The following is a 21,462-nucleotide window of genomic DNA, read 5'->3' on the forward strand; positions in this document are numbered from 1 at the left end:
ACCCATGCGGACGTTCGTGAACGATACCCTTTTGTCCGAAAGCGGGTGAGTGTGTAAACTGATGACGCTCGCCGCGCGCATCGAATCCTTTCGCGAACTCGTCGAAGAGTGGCTCCGCGGCCTCTACCACGGGATGATTTCGCACCCCGCCTACGAGAAGATAGAAAAGCAGGCCGAGGACGACGAGGACGCGTTCATGCTCGCGTGCTTCCCCGACGCGTTCGGCATCCCCTCGCCGATCTCGTACTACACCGCCGAGCTGCTTCCGTACCTCGAAGACGAGTTCGAGGCGTGGGAGCGGCGGATGTGGGACCGCGGGTCGCTCCTCGAACGCAAGGGTCACCAGTACCACTTCTAACATGCGCAAATTCGTCTTCTTCGGCGGCAAAGGCGGCGTGGGCAAGACGACGATGTCGAGCGCCTACGCGGTCAAGTGCGCCCGCGACGGCGTCCGGACGCTCCTCGTCTCGACCGACCCGGCCCACAGCACGAGCGACGTGTTCGACCAGTCGTTCACCGACGAGCCCGCGGCCGTCGCCGGTGAGCCCAACCTCGACGCGATGGAAATCGACCCCGAGACCGAGGTCCGCGAGCACCTCATGGAGACCAAGCGGGCGATGGGCGACCAGGTCAGCCCCGCGATGGTCAACGAAATCGACCGGCAGATAGAGATGGCCCACCAGACGCCCGGCGCGTACGAGTCGGCGCTGTTCGACCGCTTCATCGACGTGATGCGCTCCGCGGACGACTACGACCGGGTCGTCTTCGACACCTCGCCGACCGGCGGGACGCTCCGACTGCTCTCGCTGCCGGAGTACCTCGACGGCTGGATTCAGCGGCTCCTCCACAAGCGAAAGGAGTCGGTCAAACTGTTCGAGCGCGCGGCCATCGGCAACAACGAACCCCGGCGGATGATGGACGGCGACCCCATCATCGCCCGCCTCGAACAGCGCCGCGACGACTTCTCGTTCGCCAAGGAGACGCTTCGGGACGACGCCGCGTTCTTCCTCGTCGTGAACCCCGACGAACTCTCGCTCCGGGAGACCGAGCGCGCCATCGACCAACTCGACGACTACGGCCTCGACGTGCGCGGCCTCGCGGTCAACCGCCTCACGCCCGAACCCGACCCCGAGGAGTCCGGGCGGGGCGCGACGTTCTTGCGCGAGCGAGTCAAGACAGAGCGAGCGCGCCTCGACGACCTCCGCGAGAATTTTTCACCGCCGCTCGTCGCCGCGGTCGAGACGCGGGTCGCCGAGGTCAAAGGCGACTTCCTCGGCGAGGTCGCCGCCGAACTCGACGTCGACACCGCACCCGACGTTCAGTGAGCCGGTAAACCGACCGCGCGGTGAGAATTTTCGGCTACTCCGCCGATTGAACGTGTCGTTCGAACACGATACATTCCTATCTATCGTTAACGTTAAGGTGAGCATTTTCGTGTCACCGAATGGGGCAGCGTACCATGGTACAAGTCATTTGGTTGGTCGTCACGGTACTCGCGTTGTTTACCGTCGGGTATCTCGGTTACTCCCGATATCTCGCGCAGTTCGTCGAACTCGACGACAGTCGTGAGACGCCAGCGCACAAGTACGAAGACGGTCAAGAATACGTTCCGGCGAAAAAGCCGGTGTTACTGGGGCATCACTATTCGAGCATCGCAGGCGGCGCGCCGATTGTCGGTCCGATTACGGCGGGCGTGGTGTGGGGCTGGGTCCCCGCGCTCGCGTGGATCGCCATCGGCAACCCGCTTCTCGGGAGCGTTCACGACTTCGTGTCGCTGTCGAGCAGTCTGCGACACGACGGGAAGTCCATCGGCTACATCATCGGCGAGTACGTCGGCGAGCGCGGCAAGAACATGCTGTTGTGGTTCGCGTTTCTCACCATCGTCCTCGTCGTCGCGGTGTTCGCCCTCGTGGTGGCCATCGTGTTCAACGCCTATCCGGAGGCCGCCACGGCGAGTCTGGTGTACATCGTCCTCGCGGTGCTGTTCGGCATCTACCTCTACCAACTGAACCTCCCGTTCCTGCTGGGGACGTTCGCCTTCGTCGTGGCGATGTTCGTCGGCGTCTACGCGGGGATTCAGTACCCGATTGCGCTGTTCGAACCCGCGGCCCGCGCGCCCGCCGAGACGTTCGTCCTGTTCTCCGGCTCCGGCGCGTGGCTCCCCGGTGCGAGTTCGTTCAACGGGAACACCGCGGCGTGGGTGCCGCTCATCCTCGTCTACGGGGCGGTCGCCAGCGCCCTCCCGGTCTGGGTGCTCCTGCAACCGCGCGACTACCTCTCGTCGTTCCTGCTGTACGCGGGCGTCGGCGGCGCGCTCGTCGCCATCGTCGTGGGCACGTTCTTCACGAACCCGACTCAGCCGCTCGTGACGAACCTCGAACCGTACTACGGGTTCATCGGCCGCTCCGGCGCGCCGCTGTTCCCGCTCCTGTTCATCACTATCGCCTGCGGGACCATCAGCGGGTTCCACTCGCTCGTCTCGTCGGGCACGACCTCGAAGCAGCTGAACAAGGAGTCCGACGCGCGCGTCATCGGCTACGGCGGAATGCTCGGCGAGGGACTCCTCGCCACCGTCGCGCTGGCGACGGTCGCCATCATCGCGCCCGACGTGGGCGGCGGCATCGGCCTCGCGCTGCCGACGTTCGCCGCGGGCGGCGGCGTCATCCTGTCGAGCTTCGGCATCCCGACTTCCTTCGGCGGGCCGTTCATGGCCCTCGTGCTCGTGAGCTTCCTGCTCACGTCGACCGACACGGCCGTGCGTCTCGGTCGCTACATGATGGAGGAAATCGTCGGGACGCCCGAGACGCCGGTCGAGGAGTTCGCGACCAACCGCTACGGCAACGCGTTCGTGCAGTCGCTGCCGGCGTACATCCTCATCACGAGCGGCTCGTGGCTGACGCTCTGGCAGCTGTTCGGCGGCGCGAACCAGTTGCTCGCCGCGCTGGCGCTCCTGACCGCGACCGTCTGGCTGGCTAACTGGGACGACTCCAAGCAGCTCCTCAGCACGGGGCTACCGATGGCCCTCATGACGACGATCACGTCGCTGGGTCTGCTCTGGCTCGCGTTCCACGACAACCTCTACGCGAAGTTCCTGAACGCCGAGTGGATGGCCTCGGCGGGCACCTTCGCGATGGTGTCGGCGGCCGTCCAAATCGTCCTCGCGCTGGTGCTCGTCTACCTCGCGCTGTCGCTGGCGAAAATCGGCTACGACAACATCAAAGACGCCCGGAGTTCGGGCGGCGGTGGCGGCGGTCGTCCGCAGCCGAGCGACGACTGACGCGCCGGCCGCGCGACCACTCCGTTTTCTCTTATCGACGCAACTTCCCGAGGAGCCGACCTAACAGTCCGCCGGAGACGGCCGGCGAGCCGTCGCTCCAGAGCGTGAACGCGGCGACCGAGTCGGCGTTCCGGCTGGCGACGGCGTCCTCGTTGGTCGGCGCGACGACGGCGAGGTTCACCTCGTAGTGGCCGTAGTAGCCGAACTTCAGGAGCGTCCGGTCCGCGAAGTCGGAAACGAACGACCGGACCTCGTCCGACACCGCGTCGGCGACGACCACGAAGGTGAAGTCCGTCCCGTAGTGTTCCTCGTCGGGTTCTATCCACTCGTCGGCGAGCGCGTGGCCCAGTTCGACGAGCCGTTCGAGTTCGGCGACCGTCGCCGACTCGACCCGCCGCGCGAACATGTACTCCATCGCGTGGTGGTTGGCGTAGTTGATAGACTGATGGAGGAACTGCTTTTGGCTCTCCATGCGCATCGAGCCGAACAGGTCGAACCGCTCGCCGCGGACGGCGTGCTCCCGCTCCAAGTCGTAGTTGTACATGAGCCGTTCGGCGACCCGGTCGAGGTACTCGTCGTCCCACTCGGGGCGGTCGAGGGCCGGACCCGGAGCCGACGCGTTAGCCTCGGTCGACTCCCCCGACGTTCCGGCTCCCTCGGCGTCCTCGGGCTCGGCGCGCTTCATTCCTCGTCGGGGTCGTAGACCACCGCGTCGCCCGACACGGCCGGCGAGCCGAGCGCGAGCAGTTCGACCGGCTCGTCGGCTTCCTCGGGGTTGTACGCCCGGTGGGGGCTCTCGGGGTCGGCGACGAACAGGCCGTCAGCGCCGACTTCGAACGTCTCGTCGGGCGTCTCGACGAACAGCGTGCCCGAGAGGACGTAGAACGCCTCTTCCTGTTCGGTGTGGTAGTGGTACGAAAGCGGCACCTGCTCGCCGGGGGCGGCCCGGAAGCGGTTGAGCGCGACGGTCTCCAAGCCGCCCTCGCCGCCGATGCGGCGGAGTTCGCACGGGCGGTCGTCGGCGGGTTCGACGGCGGTTGCGTCCACGACGCGATATCCCATGAGACGGAGCAACACGTTCGACCGTATAAGCCCGTCGCGACCCGTCCGAAAACCAAGATTTATTCGTGAAGGTTCCGAACCGCGGCGCATGGCAGACTCGTCCCGCGAGGCCTGCGGTCGGTGTTCGATGACCACCGTCGTGGACGCCACCGCGAGCGAGGACCGCGACCCGCTCGGCGACGACCGAATCGAACTCGATGAGTCGGCGCTCCGACTCGCGTCGCCGGCGGCGTGGCTCGGTCGGGTGTCGGCCCGCCTCGACGCGGCCGCCGAGCGGTTCGTCTACCGCGACCGCTAGGCGTTCCCATGGGTGTGCGAACCTGTCCCCTCGTAGAGTTTATACCGTCTGGCACGTACACCCGTCAACGACAATGGAAGAGAGCATCTCCGGGTTCAAGCGCCGCGGCACCTGGGACGAGGTCGTCGAACACGGGGAGCGAATCACCCGAGCGCTCCGCGACGCCGACGTCGACGGCGCCGCCTTCGACGACTGGGACGAGTGGCGACCGAAGTCCCACGAGCGCCTCGGCGAGGACGTCAACGAGAAGACGGCCCAGCAGGCCAGCGTCGGCGAGGGCGAGGGCGAGAAGGCGGGCAAGACGCCCAACGACGACCTCAAGACGGCGGGCGAGAAGCTCTCTCGGTCCTACGAGCGCGTCGAGGAGGGCGACAACGAGGGGGCCGTCGAGTCGTGGCAGGACTCCATCAACTACGTCGCCCGCGCGGCGGACTCCGCCGGCCGGAAGGCGCTGCGGAAGGTCGAGGACACGGTCTACCGCAACGTGATGACCCAGTTGGCACCGTACTACTTCGACAACGAACTCGTGAGCGCGAACATCCAGCAGGTCGGTCGCGGCACCGGCGACGAGCGGTTCGTCTTCGAGGTGAACGTCAACGACGACGAACTGAAGTCGATGGTGTCGGAGACGCTGCGGGACTTCGAGGACGAAATCGACCGCTGGCACATCGACACGCCGAAAGAGACCGAGGTCGCGGAGGTCGTCGAGGGCGTGGAGGTGCCGGTGACGGACGACGAACAGCGGTCCAAGTCCACGACGAACTGACGCACGTCCCGCGCTGCTTCGACTCGTCGAGCGCGGTCGCCGTCGTCGGCGTCCGCCGTCATCGACAATACTGATACCGTTCGCCCGCGACCCTCCGGTATGCCCGAGCCGCTTCGAGTCGAGTCCGGCGAACTGACCGCAGACGAAATCCTCGACGCGCTCCGCGAGGGCCGCCGCGTCGTCGTCCAGGCGGAGATGCTCGGCGGTATCCACGAGGTGACGCTCCGACACGACGGGACGGTCTTTTACTGCGACACGCCGACGACGCTCCACAAACACGACGACGAAGACGGCATGCGGGACTGCGTGCTGAAGATGGGCTACGCGAAATCGGAGTAGCCGCGGCGTCCCGTCCGGGACGACCGCTCGCTCGCCTGTAGGTGAGGGTTTAATCCGGCGCACGGCGAACAGGTGTGCATGGCCGACGCACCGGACATGGGCGAACTGATGGAGACCGAGGACCCGAACTTCGGACAGGTCCTCGCGTGCGTCTTCGGCATCCAGAGCCACGAGAGCCGGACGTACCTCGCACTACTCGACAACCCCGGCAGCACCGTCGCCGAACTCGCGGAGGTGCTCGACCGCGACCGGAGCAACGTCAACCGCTCGCTGACGACGCTCCTCGACAAGGGACTCACCGAGCGCAAGCGCCGCCTGCTCGACCCCGGCGGCTACGTCTACCAGTACACGGCGACCCCGCTCCCCGAGGCCAAGGAGATGATGCACGCCGCGCTCGACGAGTGGGCCGAAGACGTGCACGCCCGCATCGACGCCTTCGGCGAGTCGTAACCCTCCCCGACCGACCGCGTTCCCGACGAGGTCGTCGCCCGGCAGGTGCCGCCCAAACCCGCCCGCTTTTGTCCCTCTGGTGCCACCGCCCGAGCAATGAGCCTCGAACTCACGGCACCCGCCCCCGAGGAGCCATCCGTCGCCGACGACGGCACCTGGCTCGAATGTATCGCGTGCGGCGCGCAGTTCGCGCCGTTCGAGGACGTTCGGTACACCTGCGACGACTGCGACGGCCTCCTCGAGGTCCGCTACGCGTCCCCGCCGACGTGGGACGACTTCGAGGGCCGCGGCGTCTGGCGCTACAACGCCGCGCTCCCCTTCGAGGAGGGCGTCTCGCTCCCCGAGGGCGCGACGCCCCTGCACGAAGTACCCCGCCTCGAAGCCGACGTCGGCGTCGAGACCCTCCGCGTCAAACACGAGGGGATGAACCCCACCGGCTCGTTCAAGGACCGCGGCATGACCGTCGGCGTCCGCGTGGCGAAGGAACTCGGCGTCGGCCGCCTCGCCTGCGCCTCGACCGGGAACACCTCGGCCGCGCTCGCCGCCTACGGCGCGCGCGGCGGGATGGAGACGCTCGTGCTCCTCCCCGCCGGCAAGGTCGCCGCCGGGAAAATCGCGCAGGCGTCGCTCCACGACGCGCGCATCCTCGAAGTCGACGGCAACTTCGATTCCTGTCTGGACATCGTACAGGACCTCGCCGCCCGCGGCGAGGCGTACCTCCTCAACTCCCTGAACCCCTTCCGCCTGGAGGGCCAGAAGACCATCGGCCTCGAAATCTTAGAGGAGTTCCACGAGGACTACGGCACCTACCCGGACCGCATCGTCCTCCCCGTCGGCAACGCGGGCAACACCTCCGCGCTCTACAAGGCGTTCCGGGAACTCGTCCAGTCGGGCGCGCTCGACGTCGACGACGTGCCGAAACTGACCGGCGTGCAGGCCGAGGGCGCGGCCCCGATGGTCGAGGCTATCGAGAACGGCTGGGACGAGACCCGCCGCTGGGACGAGGTCGAGACGCGCGCGACCGCTATCCGCATCGGCAACCCGGTCAACGCGCCGAAGGCGCTCCCCGGCATCCGCGAGACGGACGGCACGGCCGTCGCCGTCTCCGACGAGGAAATCACCGAGGCGCAGCGCGATCTCGCGGGTGAGGGCGTCGGCGTCGAACCCGCCTCCGCCGCCTCCGTCGCCGGCCTCCGCAAACTCCGCGCCGAGGGCGTCGTCTCCGAGGACGAACAGGTCGTCTGTCTCACGACGGGCCACCTGCTGAAGGACCCCGACGCGGCGTTCGAGGCGGGCGACGACCCCGAACCCGTCCCGAACGACACCGAAGCGGTCCTCGAACACCTCGCCGAGTAGGCGCGACCGGTCCGGTCCGACCGTCGCCGGCGGTCGCGAATATCGGCGGGCGGAGCCGTCTGACCGCGGACGATGACGCGCGTCGGGTGCGCGTCTGACGCATCCTTTTCATTCTGTGGTACGTCGTGGCACACGATGTCGCTCAGCAGTATGCCGACCGGAACCGTCAGTCGGGACGGGGCCGGGTCGAGAACGTACCCGCCGGACGAGCCCGAGCGAGGGTCGTCCACCGCCGCGGCCTCGTCCGCACCCGCGGCCTCGTCCGCACCCGCGTCTTCGGCCTCGTCCGCGTCTTCACCCGCACGCGCGTCGTCACCCGCGTCCACGTCCGCTCCACCCCGCGGTCACCGCCAGTCACCCGCGGGCGACGCTCGCGGTCGAGACGCCCTCCAACGCGAGAACGAGGCGCTCCGTCGCGCCAACGCCCGACTCAACGCCCGTCTCGACAGCGCCGACGCGGACCGACAGGAGATAATCGACCGCTACGAACGACTGTTAGCCGAGAGCCGGAGTCGCGGTCGGCAGCGGACGCACGGCCGCTCGGGTCGGCGGACCGACCGGTCCCGTCGCTCGGGCTCGGAATCGAACGCGGTCGCCGCGGTCCGGGCGGTCGCCGACCGCGTGGTCGACCGGGTCGCGTCGGCGCTCGGCCGACGGTAGTCCGGCTTTTCTTTCAGAAAGAGGTGCGGTTCGTCCGCTTCAGAGCGTGATGAGGTCCACGTCGATGATGCGGTCGTCGGCGAGGAGCTTCTCGCGGACGCTGTCCGGCACGTCGTCGTCGAGGTTGTAGACGGTCAGCGCCTCGCCGCCGGCCTTCGCGCGGCGGGCGTTGAACATCCCGGCGATGTTCACGTCGTTCTCGCCGAGGACGGTTCCGATGAAGCCGATGACGCCCGGCTTGTCGTAGTTGCGGGCGACGAGCATCTGGCCGTGCGGGATGGCGTCGAGACGGTAGCCGTTGATGCGGACGATGCGCGGGTCCTCGCCGGTGAACAGCGTCCCGGAGACGGTCATCTCCTCGTCGCCGTTGCGGACGGTGACGGTCACGAGGCTCTGGAAGTCGTCCGACTGGCGGGACTTCGACTCGACGACCTCGATACCGCGTTCCTTCGCGACCTGCGGGGCGTTGACGGCGTTGACCTGCCATTCGAGCGGCGCGAAGACGCCCTTCAGCGCGGACGCCGTGACGAGTTCGACGTCCTCTGCGGCGATGTCACCGGTGTAGGTGACCTCGACTTCGTTGAGGCGGCCGTCGAGCAGTTGGGCGGCGATTTTGCCGGCGGTCTCGGCGAGGCCGATGTACGGCTGGATGCGCGGGAAGGCGCTCTCGTCGACCGAGGGCGCGTTGAGCGCGTTGATGACGGGCTCGTCGCGGAACGCGGCGACGATTTGGTCGGCCGTCGAGACGGCGACGTTCTCCTGTGCGGCCGAGGTGGACGCGCCGAGGTGCGGCGTGACGACCACGTCGTCGACGGAGAGAAGCGGGTTGTCGGGCGAGACCGGCTCGTCGGCGAACACGTCGACCGCGGCCCCGTCGATGACGCCGGCGTCGACGGCCTCGGCGAGGGCGGCCTCGTCGACGACGCCGCCGCGGGCGCAGTTGACGAGGTAGCCGCTGCCCATCGTTTCGAGTTCGTCGGTGGAGATGAGCCCCTCCGTCTCGGGGGTCAGCGGCGTGTGGACGGTGAGGAAGTCGGCGCGGGAGAGACAGGCGTCGAACTCGACGAGTTCGGCACCGAGCTGGTCGGCGCGCTCCTCGCCGATGTAGGGGTCGTAGGCGACGATGTCCATCCCGAGCGACGAGAACTTCTTTGCGACCTCTTGGCCGACGCGGCCGAGGCCGACGACGCCGAGGGTCTTGCCGTTGACCTCGTTGCCGAGGTAGTCGGACTTGGCCCACTCGCCGTCTTTCAGACGGGCGTGGGCCTGCGGAATCGAGCGCGCGGCGGCGAAGCCCATCGCCACCGTGTGTTCGGCGGCGGCGCGGACGTTCCCCTCGGGCGCGTTGGCGACGATGACGCCGTGTTGGGTCGCGGCGTCGATGTCGATGTTGTCGACGCCGATGCCGGCGCGTCCGACGATGACGAGGTCGGGTGCCGCCTCGAACACCTCGGCGGTCACCTGCGTTCCGGAGCGGACGATGAGCCCGTTCGCGTCGGAGACGGCTTCGAGCAGCGCGTCACCTTCGACATCGTACGCGGTCTCTACCTCGTAACCGGCCTCGCGTAACCGGTCCAGACCCGCGTCGGCGATCGGGTCCGTGACGAGTACCTTCATGCGCGTAGGGTCAGACCCGTGCGGGTTAAGGGTTGTCACAACGGCCGATATCGTGACATTGAGACTGTCTCGCACGGTTCGGGTCGCCCGACGTTCTCGCCCACTAGTATTATCTTGGCGAGTCCGATAGATTCTGTAGATGGTCTTCCGTCCCGAGAACGCTTCGCCGGCGACGCAACCGCCCGAGGTGTCGCTTCCGGACACCGGGTCCGTGCTCATCGCCGGCCCGACGATGACGCGGAAGCGACGGCTCATGCTCTCGATGCTCGCGCCCGGCGAGCGCGACGACGTGGGGACGGTCGTCGTGACGACCAAGAAGCCCGCCCCGAGCATCGCACAGGAACTGTCGCACATCAGCGGCTCGCCCCCGGAGCAGTTCGAGGTCATCGACACGACGAGCGTCGCCGACCTCCTCGGCGACCGCGCCGACGCGGAGAACCTCCGGTACGTCTCCAGCCCTGGCGACCTGACCGGCATCGGCATCCACCTGACGGAGTCGCTCCGACAGCACTACGAGGCGAGTCGGGCGGCCCGCGTCGGCCTGCACGTCCTCTCGACGCTCGTGATGTACGTCGACCTCAAGCGGCTGTTCCAGTTCCTTCACGTCATCACGGGTCGCATCTCAGCGGCCGGCTTTTCGGGCGTCTTCACGCTCGACACCGGCTTCGTCGACGAGCGCGAACTCGCGCTCCTCAAGCAGCCGTTCGACGGGTTCGTCGAGACGCGCGACACCGACGGCGACCCGGTGTTCCGGGTCCGCGGCCTCGACGACGGCCCGCGGTCGTGGACGCCGCTCCGAGTTTGAGCGGTCGCCGCGGTCGCCCCGCGAACGTTCTCACGACAGGTGCTTCGACGCGAGGTCGACCAGCGGCGAGTTCGCCCGGTCGAACGTCGCGATGGCCCCCGACCACTCGTCGTGCGGGTAGATGGCGACGACGACCTCGTCGAACCACCTGATGACGGCGTTCAAATCGCCGTAGCCGTCGAGTTCGGGTTCGTTGACGGGTTCGCCGAGCGCCTTCAGCACGAGCGTCTTCACGCGCTCGGTGCGCGCGTCCGGTTCGAGCGCCGCTTCGATGTCGTCCCGGAGGTAGAGCAACTCGAACGACTCGCCGTCGTACTGCCCGACCGCGCGCACGTCGGCCTCGTCGAGGTCGCGCAGGCCCCGGACGAACCGTCGGAGCGGGGTGTCGCCTTCCTCGCCGAAGTCGTCGGCGAGGTCGGCTTCGACGTCGCTGAGCCTCTCGTGTTCGGCGTCGTGGAGGTCGTCCATACGTGCTTGTCATGGAGACGACCGGTAAATAGCTGTGCGCGGCGCGACGCTGCTTTCCTCCGGCGGCCGACTCGGTCGCTGTCTCCCTCGCCCGATAACTGCCGACGCGGAAGCTTTGAAACCCCGCGGCGACGACGGGCAGATATGCGCATCATCGCCTTCGACTTCGACGGCACGCTCTCGGACTCCGAGATGACGGTTCTCCTCGGCAAGAAGAACGGCACGGCCGACGAGATGGCCGACATCACCGAGCGAGCCATGAACGACGAGATGAGCTACGCGGAGAGCCTCCGGTCGCGCGCCCGCCTCCTCGAAGGCCTCGAAGAGGAACTCGCCGAGGAGGCCTACGGCGAGGTCGAACTCCGCCCCGGCGCGGCCGACCTCATCCGGCGCCTCCGCGACTACGGCCACCACGTCGCCATCTTCACCGGCGGGTTCGAACGCGGCGTCGAGCGCGCGCTGGAAAAGGAGGGCGTCGAGGTCGACGACATCGTCTCGAACCGCCTGCCCGTGAAGGGCGGCCGACTCACCGGCGACGTCGAGGGGTCGCTCATCGAGGGCACGAAGGACACGGCGCTGGAGAACCACGCGGCCGAACACGACGTCCCGATGGACCGAACGGTCGCGGTCGGCGACGGCGCGAACGACCTCCCGATGCTCGAAGTCGCCGGCCTCTCGGTCGGCTTCGTCCCCAAGGACGCGGTCCGCCCGGCCTGCGACGCCGTCGTCGCCTCCATGGACCGACTCGGAAAGCTCTTCGAGAGCCACGGGATTCTCGACGCCGACGAGTAGTCTATTTGTGGCCTGCTAACACTTATCATATCTCGGCCCGTAGCACCGCGCATGCCAATCAGCGACGTCAACACGCCCGAAATCTGGGTGGCGGGCTTCGTCTTCGTGGCCCTCGCGCTCGCCGCCCTTTTCGAGGGCGTCGTCCTCTTCGACGTCCGCACACTCGGCGTCGACGAGTCGATTCCCGCGGCCGTGGCAGTCGTGGGGACGATGCTGGCGCTGTGGTGGTTCGACGACGGGTGAAAAAAGACCGGTCCGGTTCTGCGGCGCTTACCGATTCAGCGTGTGAATCGCCTGCCCGAGCGCGTTCTCGGCGGCCTCCATGACCGCTTCCGCGAGCGTCGGGTGGGTGTGGATGGTCGACGCCACGTCTTCGAGCGTCGCGCCCATCTCGATGGCGAACGCCAGTTCGGCGATTAGCTCCGAGGCCTCGGGGCCGACGATTTGCGCCCCGAGGACGAAGCCGGACTCCTCGTCGGCGACGATGCGGACGAAGCCGTCGGCGTGGTTCGTCGTCAGCGCGCGGCCGGACGCCCGGAACGGCATCTGGCCGACGACGGGTGAAAAGCCGGCCTCCTCGGCGTCGGCTTCGGTCATGCCGACCGTGCCGATTTCGGGGTCGGTGAACACCGCCGCGGGGACGGCCTGACTGTCGAAGGCGACCGGCTCGCCGGCGATGTGCTCGGCGGCGACGATGCCCTCCTTCGAGGCGACGTGCGCGAGCATCGGCGTGTCCTCGACCACGTCGCCGACGGCGTAGATGTGCTCCACGTCGGTTCGGCGGCGGTCGTCGACCGAGAGGAAGCCGCGGTCGTCGGCTTCGAGACCGGCGCTCTCGATGTCCATCGTGTCGGTGACGGGCGAGCGCCCGACGGCGACGAGCACCTTGTCGGCGCGGTACTCGTTTTCCTCGCCGTCTTCGGTCTCGGTGGTCACCATGATGCCGTCGTCCTCCTCGCGCCAGCCGCTTGCTCCCTCGCCGAAGTGCATGTCGATGCCGAGGTCCTCGGCGCGCTTGCGGACGACGCGGGCCACGTCGGACTCGTAGCCCGGCAGGATGTCGTCGAGCATCTCGACGACGGTCACGTCCGCGCCGAGCTTGGCGAACGTCGTGGACAGCTCCATCCCGATGTAGCCGCCGCCGACGACGACCAGTCGCTCCGGGACGGTGTCGGCCTCGAGGGCGTCGCGCGACGACCACACCGGCTCGTCGCCGAAGTCGAAACCGGGAATCTGGATGACGCGCGAGCCGGTGGCGATGATGCAGTGCTCGAACTCGATGGTCTCCGAGCCCTGTCCCTCGCCGCCGTGGGCGATGCGGACGGCGTTCTCGTCTTTGAAGCGGGCGGTTCCCTCGACGAGGTTGACGCCGTTCGCCTTACAGAGCTTCTCGACGCCGCCGGTGAGCTGGTCCACGACGCCGCTCTTCCAGTCGCGCAGTTGCGACATGTCGACGACGGGGTCGGCGTGGATGCCCATCTCCTCCGCGTGGCCCGCCTCGTGAGCGAGGTTCGCGCCCGTGATGAGCGCCTTCGAGGGGATACAGCCGTAGTTGAGGCAGGTGCCTCCGTAGGCGTCCTTCTCGACGAGCGTCGTGTCGATTCCCTTCTGTGCGGCGCGGATGGCGGCGACGTAGCCGCCCGGTCCCGCGCCGATGACGAGCAGGTCGGTTCCGGTCGCGATGTCTCCGACGACCATTATTCTAACACCAACAGCTTGGGGTCTTCGAGCAGTTCTTTCACGCGGTTCGTGAAGCGAGCGCCCTGCGCGCCGTCGACGATGCGGTGGTCGAACGACAGCGAGAGGGTGAGGACTTTTCGCGGCACGACCTCACCGTCGACGACCCGCGGCTTGTCTTTGATGGCTCCGAGCGCGAGAATCGCCACCTCGGGGTAGTTGATGATGGGCGTTGCGTACTCGCCGCCGATGCCGCCGATGTTGGTGATGGTGAAGGTGCCGCCGCGCATCTCGCCGGGCGAAATCTTGCGGTTGCGGGCCTTCTCGACCTTCTCGTTCATCTCGTCGGCGAGTTCGAGCATGCCCTTGCGGTCCGCGTCGTGGACGACGGGGACGAGCAGGCCGGCGTCGGTCGCGGCCGCGACGCCGATGTTGTACTCGTCGCGCAGGACGATTTCCTCGTTCTCCTCGTCGAGCTGCGAGTTGAGGTACGGGAAGTCCTTCAGCGCCGCGATGACGGCCTTCATCACGAACGGCATGTAGGTCAGCCGCGAGCCGCGCTCCTCGGCGACCGGCTTGAGCCGTTCGCGCAGTTCGACGAGCTCCGTCACGTCCACCTCGTCGTGGTGGGTGACGTGCGGCGCGGTGTACTTCGAGCGCTGCATCTGGTCGCCGATGGCCTTGCGGACGCCCTTGTAGGGGACGCGCTCGCCGGCACCGGGGCCGGTTTCGGCTTCGGCGCGTTCGGCCGCTTCCGACTCGCTCGTCGCCTCGGCGGTCGCGGTTCCGGCGTCGGCCTCGGCGGACACCGCTTCGGCGTCCGCGGCCTGCGCCTCGCGCTGGGCCTGCGCGTACTCTTGGACAGCCTCGGGCGAGACGAACGCCTCGCCGTCACGCATCTCGGTCGCGGGGACGGTGTTGATATCGACGCCTTCCTCCTTGGCCAGCGCGCGGGTCGCGGGCGCGGCGAGCGTCTGTTCTCGGTCGGCGCTCTCGGCCGACGCGGACGCGCCCGACGCCCCCTCGTCGCGCTTCGCGGTCGCGGACTTCCCGTTGCTCTGGACGGTCCGCGGGCCGCTGGGCTCGTCGTCGTCGCCGTCGTCTTCCGCGGCGGCGCGAACGTCGCCTTCGGTCACGCGGCCGCTCGGGCCGCTGCCGTCGACGGAGTCGAGACTGACGCCGAGTTCGCGGGCGAGTCGTCGGACGCTCGGCGGGGCGAACACGCGTCCGCCGGAACCGGCGTCGTCGGCGGCGTCGCCGGTGTCGTCCGACGCCTGCGCGTCGTCGCTCTCGGCCGTCTCCTCGGCGTCCGCGTCGGCTGTCTCGGCGGCCTCCTCGTCGTCGCCACCCACCCGGATGGTGATGATGACGTTGCCGACGGGGACGACCTCGCCCTCCTCGGCGAGGAGTTCCTCAACCGTCCCGTTGAACGGCGAGGGCACGTCGACGAGCGCCTTGTCCGTCTCGACCTCCGCGAGCACCTGGTCTTCTGTCACCTCGTCGCCCGGCGCGACGTGCCACGTTACGAGTTCGCCTTCCGCGACGCCTTCGCCGACGTCGGGGAGTTTGAATTCCTTGAGCGCCATCGTTCAGAAGTTCACCGCCTCACGAATACCTTCTTCGACGCGGGCGACCGAGGGGAGGTAGTAGTCCTCCAACGCGTACAGCGGGTACGGCACGTCGTAGCCCGCGACGCGCTTGACCGGCGCTTCCTGGTAGAGCAGCGCCTCCTCCTGAATCGTCGCCGTGATTTCGGCCCCGAGACCGCCGTTCTTCGGGGCCTCGTGGACGACCACCGCGCGGCCGGTCTTCTTGAACGACTCCACGATGGTCTCGCGGTCGAGCGGCGAGATGGTGCGGATGTCCACGACCTCGGCGTCGATGCCCTCCGCTTCGAGGTTCTCGACGGCTTCGAGCGTCGGGCGCGTCATCGCGCCGAAAGTGAACACGGACACGTCCGTGCCCTCGCGGCGGACGGCGGCCTCGCCGATGGGGACCGTGTACTCCTCTTCGGGGACCTCGCCGCGGAACGCCCGGTAGATGAGCTTCGGTTCCATGAAGATGACCGGGTCGGGGTCGCGGATGGCGGAGATGAGCAGTCCCTTCGTGTCGTACGGCGTCGAGGGGATGACGACCTTCAGGCCGGCCTCGTGCGCGTAGAACATCTCCTTGGACTCCGAGTGCGACTCGGGGGCGCGGATGCCGCCGCCGTAGGGCGCGCGGAGCACCATGGGGAGGGTGTATCGGCCGCGGGTGCGGTTGCGGAACCGCGACATGTGGCTCACGATTTGGTCGAAGCCGGGGTACATGAAACCGGAGAACTGAATCTCGGGGACCGGTTTCAGCCCCATCGCGGCCATGCCGACGGCCGTGCCGACGATGCCCGATTCGGCAAGCGGCGTGTCGATGACGCGGTCGTCGCCGAACTCGTCCCAGAGGCCCTCCGTGGCCCGGAAGACGCCGCCGTTCTTGCCGACGTCTTCGCCCATGACGAGCACCTCGTCGTCGAGGTTCATCTCGGTGTAGAGACCGTCCCGTACCGCCTGCACGATGGTGAGGTTCTGACTGCTCATTCTCTGAGGAATCCTTCGTCGCCGAACTTCTCGCGGAGCGCCTCGAACTCCTCGTACTGCGCTTGAATCTCCGGGGTTCGCTCGGCGTATGCGTGGTTGAACATCTCGCTCGGGTCCGGACGCGGGTCGGACTCGGCCGCCTCGATGGCGTCGGCGACCCGCTGTTTCACGTCCGCCTCGATGGCCTCGACGCCCTCGTCGTCGATGCGGCCCGTCTCGCGGAGGAACGACTCCAGCCGCGGGATGGGGTCTTTCGCCTTCCACTTCTCGACTTCCTCGTCGTCGCGGTAGACGGTCGGGTCGTCGGCGGTCGTGTGCGCGCCGAAGCGGTACTGGACCGCCTCGATGAGCGTCGGCCGGCCCTCGCCCTCGGCGGGGTTCTTCGCCTTGTCGAGCGCCGCCTTCGTCACCGAGTAGACCGCGAGCGGGTCCATCCCGTCGACCTGCACGCCGTCGATGCCGTAGGCGGTCGCCTTCTGCGCCAGCGTCTCGGAGGCGGTCTGTCGCTCCCGCGGCACCGAGATGGCCCACTGGTTGTTGTTACAGAAGAAGACGTTCGGGGTGTCGAAGACGCCCGCGAAGTTCAGCCCCTCGTGGAAGTCGCCCTCGGAGGTCGCGCCGTCGCCGAAGTAACAGATGACGGCCGTGTCGTCCTCGCCGCGGAGCTTCTTCGCCCACGCCGCGCCGGTCGCGTGGGGAATCTGCGAGGCGATGGGGACCGCGGGCGGAAAGATGTTCACGCCCTCGGGCATCTCGTTGCCCTTCTCGTGGCCCATCCAGTACAGAAGCGTCTGTTTCAGCGGGAGGCCCCGGAGCAGCGACGCGCCGTGTTCGCGATAGCTCGGGACCATCCAATCCTGTTCGTCGAGCGCGATTGCGCTGCCGATCTGTGCGCCTTCCTGTCCCGACAGCGGCGGATACGTCCCCATCCGCCCCTGCCGCTGGAGACTCACCGCCCGCGTGTCGAAGTGTCGGGCGAGACGCATGTACCGGTACATCTCGACGAGCGTCTCGTCGTCGATGTCGGGAACCTCGCCGACGACGGTCCCGTCCTCGTCGAGCACTCGTACCTGGTCCTGCGGGTCGCGCTGAAGCACGCTCACGGGAGAACCCTCCTGTTCATGGCAAAATCGACACCCGCCGGCGTTATATTGTTTTCGTATATAATTTACTTTGGCTCGGAATATTGCGGCTCGCGTCGTGCTATGTAAACTCACGCGAGGTAAAATTGGACATTTTCGCTTCTAAACGATTCTTCCTGACGTTCATTAGTGTGAACCCACACATCACCGAGAAATAATCGGAAATATCGACAGCATTGCAGGACCGTTTCGGGGCGGGAACGGGGTCGGACCCGGTCGGTCGAGTCGCGCGGAGCGGGGTGGGATGGCGGCGGAACTTACTGTCCGGCGGCCGCGCGCGCGGCCTGCCGCGCCTCCTCGACGCTCGACCCCTCGCGGAGGAGCGCGTCCACGAACAGTTCGCCGGCCTTGTACGACGACCGGACCATCGGGCCGGACGCGCAGTAGAGGAAGCCCAGTTCGTCTTCCGCGACGCGCCGCCACGTCTCGAAGGCGTCGGGGTGGACGTACTCGAACACGTCGAGGTGGCTCCGAGAGGGTTGGAGGTACTGACCGAAGGTGACGATGTCCACGTCGGCCTCGCGGAGGTCGGAGAGCGTCTGGTAGACCTCGTGGGCGTGCTCGCCGAGGCCGAGCATGACCGAGGTCTTCGTGTGGATGTCGGACTCGTCCGTCACCTGCTGGAGCACCGAAAGCGACTGCTCGTAGCCGGCGCGGCGGTCCCGAATCGGCCACTGGAGGCGCTCGACGGTCTCGATGTTGTGGGCGATGACGTCGGGCCCGGCGTCGATTATCTTCCGGACGTGCTCGGGTTCGCCCTGGAAGTCGGGAATCAGCACCTCGACGAGCACCTCGGGGTCGCGGCGCTTGATTTCGCGGATGGTCTCGGCGAAGTGGGCCGCGCCCTGGTCCGGCAGGTCGTCGCGGTCCACGGAGGTCAACACGACGTAGTCGAGGCCGATTTCGGCCACCGCGTCGGCGACGTTCGCCGGCTCCTCGGGGTCGAGCGGCTCCATCCCGCCGGTCGTCACGTCGCAGAAGTTACACCCGCGCGAGCACCGGTCGCCCATGAGCATGAACGTGGCCGTCCCGGGGCCGTCGCGGCCGCTCCAACACTCTCCGAGGTTCGGGCAGTTCGCCTCCTCGCAGACGGTGTTGAGGTTCCGGTCCCGGAGCGTCGATTTGATATCGGTGAAACGCCGGCCCGATGGCGGTCGCATCTTCAACCAGTCTGGCTTCCGCCGCGTGCGCATAGGCAGTTCTTGCGAGGCGACGGGCAAAAACGTGAGGATTGGTCCGCCGTCTGTCGGGTCGCCGATGGAATCTCCCGCCGAGTCAACCGAAACCGCGTCCCCGCGACGTTAGCCATCGCATACACGTCCCGTGCTACCACGCCTTGTTCAGAATCGTTCAAACGAACACTACTATCGCGAGAAACGAAACGTTCAGGCCGAATACATCACAACTTTCCATCAAACAGCATGTACGACCGTGCTAGATGTATCATCTAAATGAAAAACTTATATTCGAGTAAAGACTTCTATCGAGTATGAACTGGAAACACCGCCGCAACATGACGAAGGCCGAATCGAAGAAGCACGAGGCCACCGCGGGGACGAACTGGTCGTTCATCGCCGCGCTCGCCGGCGCCGCGTAAGCGCTCGGCACTTCGGTCCTCGACTCCGCCCCCCACTCTACCACACCACACCGCGTTCCGCCGGAACGCGCCACCAACCTCAGTCCCTCCGTTTTCCGCTCGTTCGACGCCCGCGAGCCGCCGCGCCGGATGGAGAAACGCCTTTCCCCACGGACGACTCGGCTTCGTGTATGACGCTCGTCTTCGTCTCGTCCCCGACGCCAGCGCGCACCCGGAGGTGCGCCCAGTGAAAGTCGCCGAGGCGGTCCCCGAGTTCGCAGACGCCTTCGGGTTCGAGGAGTTCAACCGGATGCAGCGCGAGGCGCTGCCCGCCATCCTCGACACCGACCACAACGTCGTCGCCTCCGCGCCCACCGCCAGCGGGAAGACGGCGCTCGCCGAACTCGCCATCTGTCGGACCCTCCGCGACGAGGGGACGGCGCTTTTCATCGCGCCGCTCCGCGCGCTCACCACCGAGAAGGAGACCGAGTGGGAGCGCTTCGAGGACCTCGGCTACTCGGTGTACGTCGTCACCGGCGAGCGCGACCTGAACCCGCGGCGGGCCGCCCGCGCCGACATCCTCGTGATGACGCCCGAGAAGACCGACTCCGCGACCCGGAAACACGACTCGGCGCGCTACTCCTTCATCGAGGACGTGGACTGCGTCGTCATCGACGAGGTCCACCTGCTGGACTCCGAGACTCGCGGCGGCGTCCTCGAAGTCACCGTCTCGCGGATGCGACGCATCTGCGACCCCCGCATCGTCGCGCTGTCCGCGACCATGCCCAACATCGACGACGTGGCGGCGTGGCTCGACGCGCCGGACGAGACGACCTTCGAGTTCGGCGACGACTACCGCCCCGTCGACCTCCACGCGGGCGTCAAAACCTACACCCACGGCGAGAACTCCTTCGCCGACAAGTACCGCCGCCTGTACCGGGCGTTCGACCTCGCGGAGCCCCACATCCGCGACGGCGGCCAGTCGCTCGTCTTCGTCTCCTCGCGGCAGGACGCCGTCCGCGCGGCCGCCAAGGCCCGCGACGAACTCGCCAAGCGCGACGTGCCGATCGGCGCGCGCGGCGACTACGACTTCCACAACGAGGCGAAGGAACTGAGCAACGACTCGCTCGCCAAGGGCGTCTTAGACGGCGTCGGCTTCCACCACGCCGGCCTCTCCCGCGACGACCGCGAGGCGGTCGAAGAATGGTTCAAGGAGGGGAAGATTCAGCTCCTGTTTTCGACCTCCACGCTCGCGTGGGGCGTGAACCTCCCCGCCCGCTGCGTCGTCATCCGCGACACGAAACACCACGACCCACTCGAAGGCGAGGTGGACATCTCGCCGCTCGACATCCTCCAGATGCTCGGCCGCGCGGGCCGCCCCGGCTACGACGACGTGGGCTACGGGTGGGTCGTCTGCGACCGCTCGGACCAGAACAAGTACCGCCGCCTGCTCCGCGAGGGCAAGGAAATCGAGTCGCGCCTCGCCGAGGACCTCGACTCGCACCTCAACGCCGAAATCGCCATGGGCACCATCCGCGACCTCGACGACGTGCTGTCGTGGCTGGAGACGACGTTCTACTACCGCCGGGCGCAGTCGAACCCGGCGGCCTACGACTTCGAGGACCTCCGCGAGCGCGTCCGCGACGTGCTCGACCGCCTCGTCTCCCGCGGCTTCGTCGAGATGGACGACGACCTCTCTATCGACGCGACACCGCTCGGGCGACTCACCTCGAAGTACTACCTCCGCCTCGGGACCGCCTCCCGTTTCGCCGACCTCGCCGAGCGCGACCGCATCACCGCCGACGACATCCTCGAAACCGTCGCGGGCGCGGCCGACTTCCGGCAGGTGTCGGCGCGTCAGTCCGAGGTCGACGCCGTCGACTCGGTGTTGACGGGCGTCTCGACCACGCTCGAAGACGGCCCGAAGAAGGTGCTCGCCATCCTCCACGCCAGCATGGCGAACTCGACGCCGAGCGAGCTCCGGAGCGACGCGTGGGTCATCAAGCAGAACGCGCTCCGACTCCTCTCCGCGCTCCGCGAGTTCCTCGACACCTTCGCGGACGCCCGCGCCGCCAACCTCGCAAAGCGCGTCGAGGCCCGCGTCGACAACGGCGTCAGCAGCGACGCCGCGGCGCTCACGGCCGTCGACGGCATCGGTCCCGGTCGCGCGCGAAAGCTCGCCACCGGCGGGCTCTCCACCCCGGCCGACGTGGTCGACGCCGGCGTGAAGGAACTCACCCGCGCGGGCCTCTCGCAGGGCGTCGCCGAGCGCGTCATCAAGAGCGCGAGAGACCTCCCCGCGCCCGACATCGACTGGGGTGACTTCCCCGAGTCGGTCGCTCGCGGCGAGAGCGACATGCACGACATCCGCGTGCGGAACGACGGCGGCGGCGGCTCGGTCGGGATCCGCGTCACCGTCAACGACGTGGAGATGTCGGCGAAGACGTGCTACCTCTCGGACGAGGTGACGGTCCCCGTCGGCGTCTTCGGCGCGACGGACGACGAACTGGAGTTCGTCGTGGAGGTCACGTTCCCCGACCTGCCGCTGCTCCCGATTCGGGAGTCGCGGACGGTCCGAGTCGAATAGAAGAAAACGCGGGGTCA

General features: G+C 67.6%; 22 protein-coding genes. 13 read left to right on the top strand and 9 right to left on the bottom strand.

The features are described 5' to 3' along the window. Positions 1–61: 61 nt before the first annotated feature. From DEQ92_RS08890 to DEQ92_RS08900, 3 genes are all read left to right on the top strand, one after another. Positions 62–358: a hypothetical protein gene (locus tag DEQ92_RS08890; RefSeq protein WP_004968702.1), complete on the top strand. Its 297-nt coding sequence runs from the start codon at positions 62–64 to the stop codon at positions 356–358. 1 nt (position 359) lies between these two features. Continuing rightward, on the top strand, positions 360–1,325 hold the full coding sequence (locus DEQ92_RS08895; protein WP_004974149.1) for a TRC40/GET3/ArsA family transport-energizing ATPase: 966 nt from the start codon (positions 360–362) through the stop codon (positions 1,323–1,325). Positions 1,326–1,459: 134 nt separating this feature from the next. Then, entirely contained in the window at positions 1,460–3,277 is a 1,818-nt protein-coding gene (locus DEQ92_RS08900; protein WP_004974150.1) for a carbon starvation protein A, read from the top strand. A 31-nt stretch (positions 3,278–3,308) separates the two neighbouring features. Here DEQ92_RS08900 and DEQ92_RS08905 read toward each other — a convergent pair whose 3' ends face one another. Both DEQ92_RS08905 and DEQ92_RS08910 read right to left on the bottom strand, forming a co-directional pair. Next, the gene (locus DEQ92_RS08905; protein ID WP_115820659.1) at positions 3,309–3,962 is read right to left on the bottom strand and encodes a hypothetical protein; all 654 of its coding nucleotides are present in this window, start codon (positions 3,960–3,962) and stop codon (positions 3,309–3,311) included. Then, positions 3,959–4,339 carry a cupin domain-containing protein gene (locus DEQ92_RS08910; RefSeq protein WP_004974156.1) on the bottom strand — a complete coding sequence of 127 codons (381 nt, stop codon included), beginning with the start codon at positions 4,337–4,339 and terminating at the stop codon, positions 3,959–3,961. Before DEQ92_RS08910 ends, DEQ92_RS08905 begins: the two co-directional genes overlap by 4 nt. Before the next feature lie 88 nt (positions 4,340–4,427). Here DEQ92_RS08910 and DEQ92_RS08915 point away from each other — a divergent pair, with 88 nt between their 5' ends. The 6 genes from DEQ92_RS08915 (at position 4,428) to DEQ92_RS08940 (ending at position 8,208) form a co-directional block, all read left to right on the top strand. Next, on the top strand, positions 4,428–4,637 hold the full coding sequence (locus tag DEQ92_RS08915; RefSeq protein WP_004974158.1) for a hypothetical protein: 210 nt from the start codon (positions 4,428–4,430) through the stop codon (positions 4,635–4,637). A 73-nt stretch (positions 4,638–4,710) separates the two neighbouring features. Next, positions 4,711–5,403: a DUF5828 family protein gene (locus DEQ92_RS08920; RefSeq protein ID WP_004974159.1), complete on the top strand. Its 693-nt coding sequence runs from the start codon at positions 4,711–4,713 to the stop codon at positions 5,401–5,403. A gap of 99 nt (positions 5,404–5,502) precedes the next feature. Further along, on the top strand, positions 5,503–5,742 hold the full coding sequence (locus DEQ92_RS08925; RefSeq protein WP_004974161.1) for a hypothetical protein: 240 nt from the start codon (positions 5,503–5,505) through the stop codon (positions 5,740–5,742). Positions 5,743–5,820: 78 nt separating this feature from the next. After that, positions 5,821–6,192 (top strand): helix-turn-helix domain-containing protein, encoded by a 372-nt coding sequence (locus DEQ92_RS08930; RefSeq protein WP_004044838.1) that lies wholly within the window; start codon positions 5,821–5,823, stop codon positions 6,190–6,192. A 96-nt stretch (positions 6,193–6,288) separates the two neighbouring features. Then, positions 6,289–7,548, top strand: a complete 1,260-nt coding sequence (thrC, locus tag DEQ92_RS08935; RefSeq protein WP_004974165.1) for a threonine synthase — start codon at positions 6,289–6,291, stop codon at positions 7,546–7,548. Positions 7,549–7,683: 135 nt separating this feature from the next. Then, positions 7,684–8,208: a hypothetical protein gene (locus DEQ92_RS08940; protein ID WP_115804341.1), complete on the top strand. Its 525-nt coding sequence runs from the start codon at positions 7,684–7,686 to the stop codon at positions 8,206–8,208. 39 nt (positions 8,209–8,247) lie between these two features. On the opposite strand, the gene serA is transcribed toward DEQ92_RS08940, so the two are convergent. Then, entirely contained in the window at positions 8,248–9,825 is a 1,578-nt protein-coding gene (gene serA / locus DEQ92_RS08945) for a phosphoglycerate dehydrogenase (protein ID WP_004974170.1), read from the bottom strand. A gap of 139 nt (positions 9,826–9,964) precedes the next feature. Here serA and DEQ92_RS08950 point away from each other — a divergent pair, with 139 nt between their 5' ends. Next, positions 9,965–10,630, top strand: a complete 666-nt coding sequence (locus DEQ92_RS08950) for a hypothetical protein (RefSeq protein WP_115820660.1) — start codon at positions 9,965–9,967, stop codon at positions 10,628–10,630. Positions 10,631–10,660: 30 nt separating this feature from the next. Here the strand turns inward: DEQ92_RS08950 and DEQ92_RS08955 are convergent, their stop codons facing one another. Beyond that, positions 10,661–11,098 carry a hypothetical protein gene (locus tag DEQ92_RS08955; RefSeq protein ID WP_004974180.1) on the bottom strand — a complete coding sequence of 146 codons (438 nt, stop codon included), beginning with the start codon at positions 11,096–11,098 and terminating at the stop codon, positions 10,661–10,663. A gap of 144 nt (positions 11,099–11,242) precedes the next feature. Here DEQ92_RS08955 and serB point away from each other — a divergent pair, with 144 nt between their 5' ends. Next, positions 11,243–11,890, top strand: coding sequence for a phosphoserine phosphatase SerB (gene serB, locus DEQ92_RS08960; protein WP_004968687.1), 648 nt, complete (start codon positions 11,243–11,245; stop codon positions 11,888–11,890). Between the two features lie 51 nt (positions 11,891–11,941). Continuing rightward, on the top strand, positions 11,942–12,133 hold the full coding sequence (locus tag DEQ92_RS08965) for a hypothetical protein (protein WP_004974182.1): 192 nt from the start codon (positions 11,942–11,944) through the stop codon (positions 12,131–12,133). Between the two features lie 27 nt (positions 12,134–12,160). Here the strand turns inward: DEQ92_RS08965 and lpdA are convergent, their stop codons facing one another. From lpdA to lipA, 5 genes are all read right to left on the bottom strand, one after another. After that, positions 12,161–13,588 carry a dihydrolipoyl dehydrogenase gene (gene lpdA / locus DEQ92_RS08970; RefSeq protein ID WP_008090874.1) on the bottom strand — a complete coding sequence of 476 codons (1,428 nt, stop codon included), beginning with the start codon at positions 13,586–13,588 and terminating at the stop codon, positions 12,161–12,163. Next, positions 13,588–15,153: a 2-oxo acid dehydrogenase subunit E2 gene (locus tag DEQ92_RS08975; RefSeq protein ID WP_115820661.1), complete on the bottom strand. Its 1,566-nt coding sequence runs from the start codon at positions 15,151–15,153 to the stop codon at positions 13,588–13,590. Before DEQ92_RS08975 ends, lpdA begins: the two co-directional genes overlap by 1 nt. Before the next feature lie 3 nt (positions 15,154–15,156). Continuing rightward, positions 15,157–16,140 carry an alpha-ketoacid dehydrogenase subunit beta gene (locus DEQ92_RS08980; RefSeq protein ID WP_004974191.1) on the bottom strand — a complete coding sequence of 328 codons (984 nt, stop codon included), beginning with the start codon at positions 16,138–16,140 and terminating at the stop codon, positions 15,157–15,159. Next, positions 16,137–17,243 carry a pyruvate dehydrogenase (acetyl-transferring) E1 component subunit alpha gene (gene pdhA, locus DEQ92_RS08985; protein ID WP_004974193.1) on the bottom strand — a complete coding sequence of 369 codons (1,107 nt, stop codon included), beginning with the start codon at positions 17,241–17,243 and terminating at the stop codon, positions 16,137–16,139. The genes DEQ92_RS08980 and pdhA overlap by 4 nt, the downstream gene beginning before the upstream one ends. Positions 17,244–17,539: 296 nt before the next feature. Next, a complete protein-coding gene (gene lipA / locus DEQ92_RS08990) occupies positions 17,540–18,475 on the bottom strand; it encodes a lipoyl synthase (RefSeq protein WP_049905034.1) in 936 nt (311 codons plus the stop codon). Between the two features lie 630 nt (positions 18,476–19,105). Between lipA and DEQ92_RS08995 the strand changes: the two genes are divergently transcribed. Beyond that, positions 19,106–21,445 carry a DEAD/DEAH box helicase gene (locus DEQ92_RS08995; RefSeq protein WP_004974197.1) on the top strand — a complete coding sequence of 780 codons (2,340 nt, stop codon included), beginning with the start codon at positions 19,106–19,108 and terminating at the stop codon, positions 21,443–21,445. Positions 21,446–21,462: the final 17 nt, after the last annotated feature.

Source organism: Haloferax sp. Atlit-6N, from assembly GCF_003383195.1.
GTDB lineage: Archaea > Halobacteriota > Halobacteria > Halobacteriales > Haloferacaceae > Haloferax > Haloferax gibbonsii.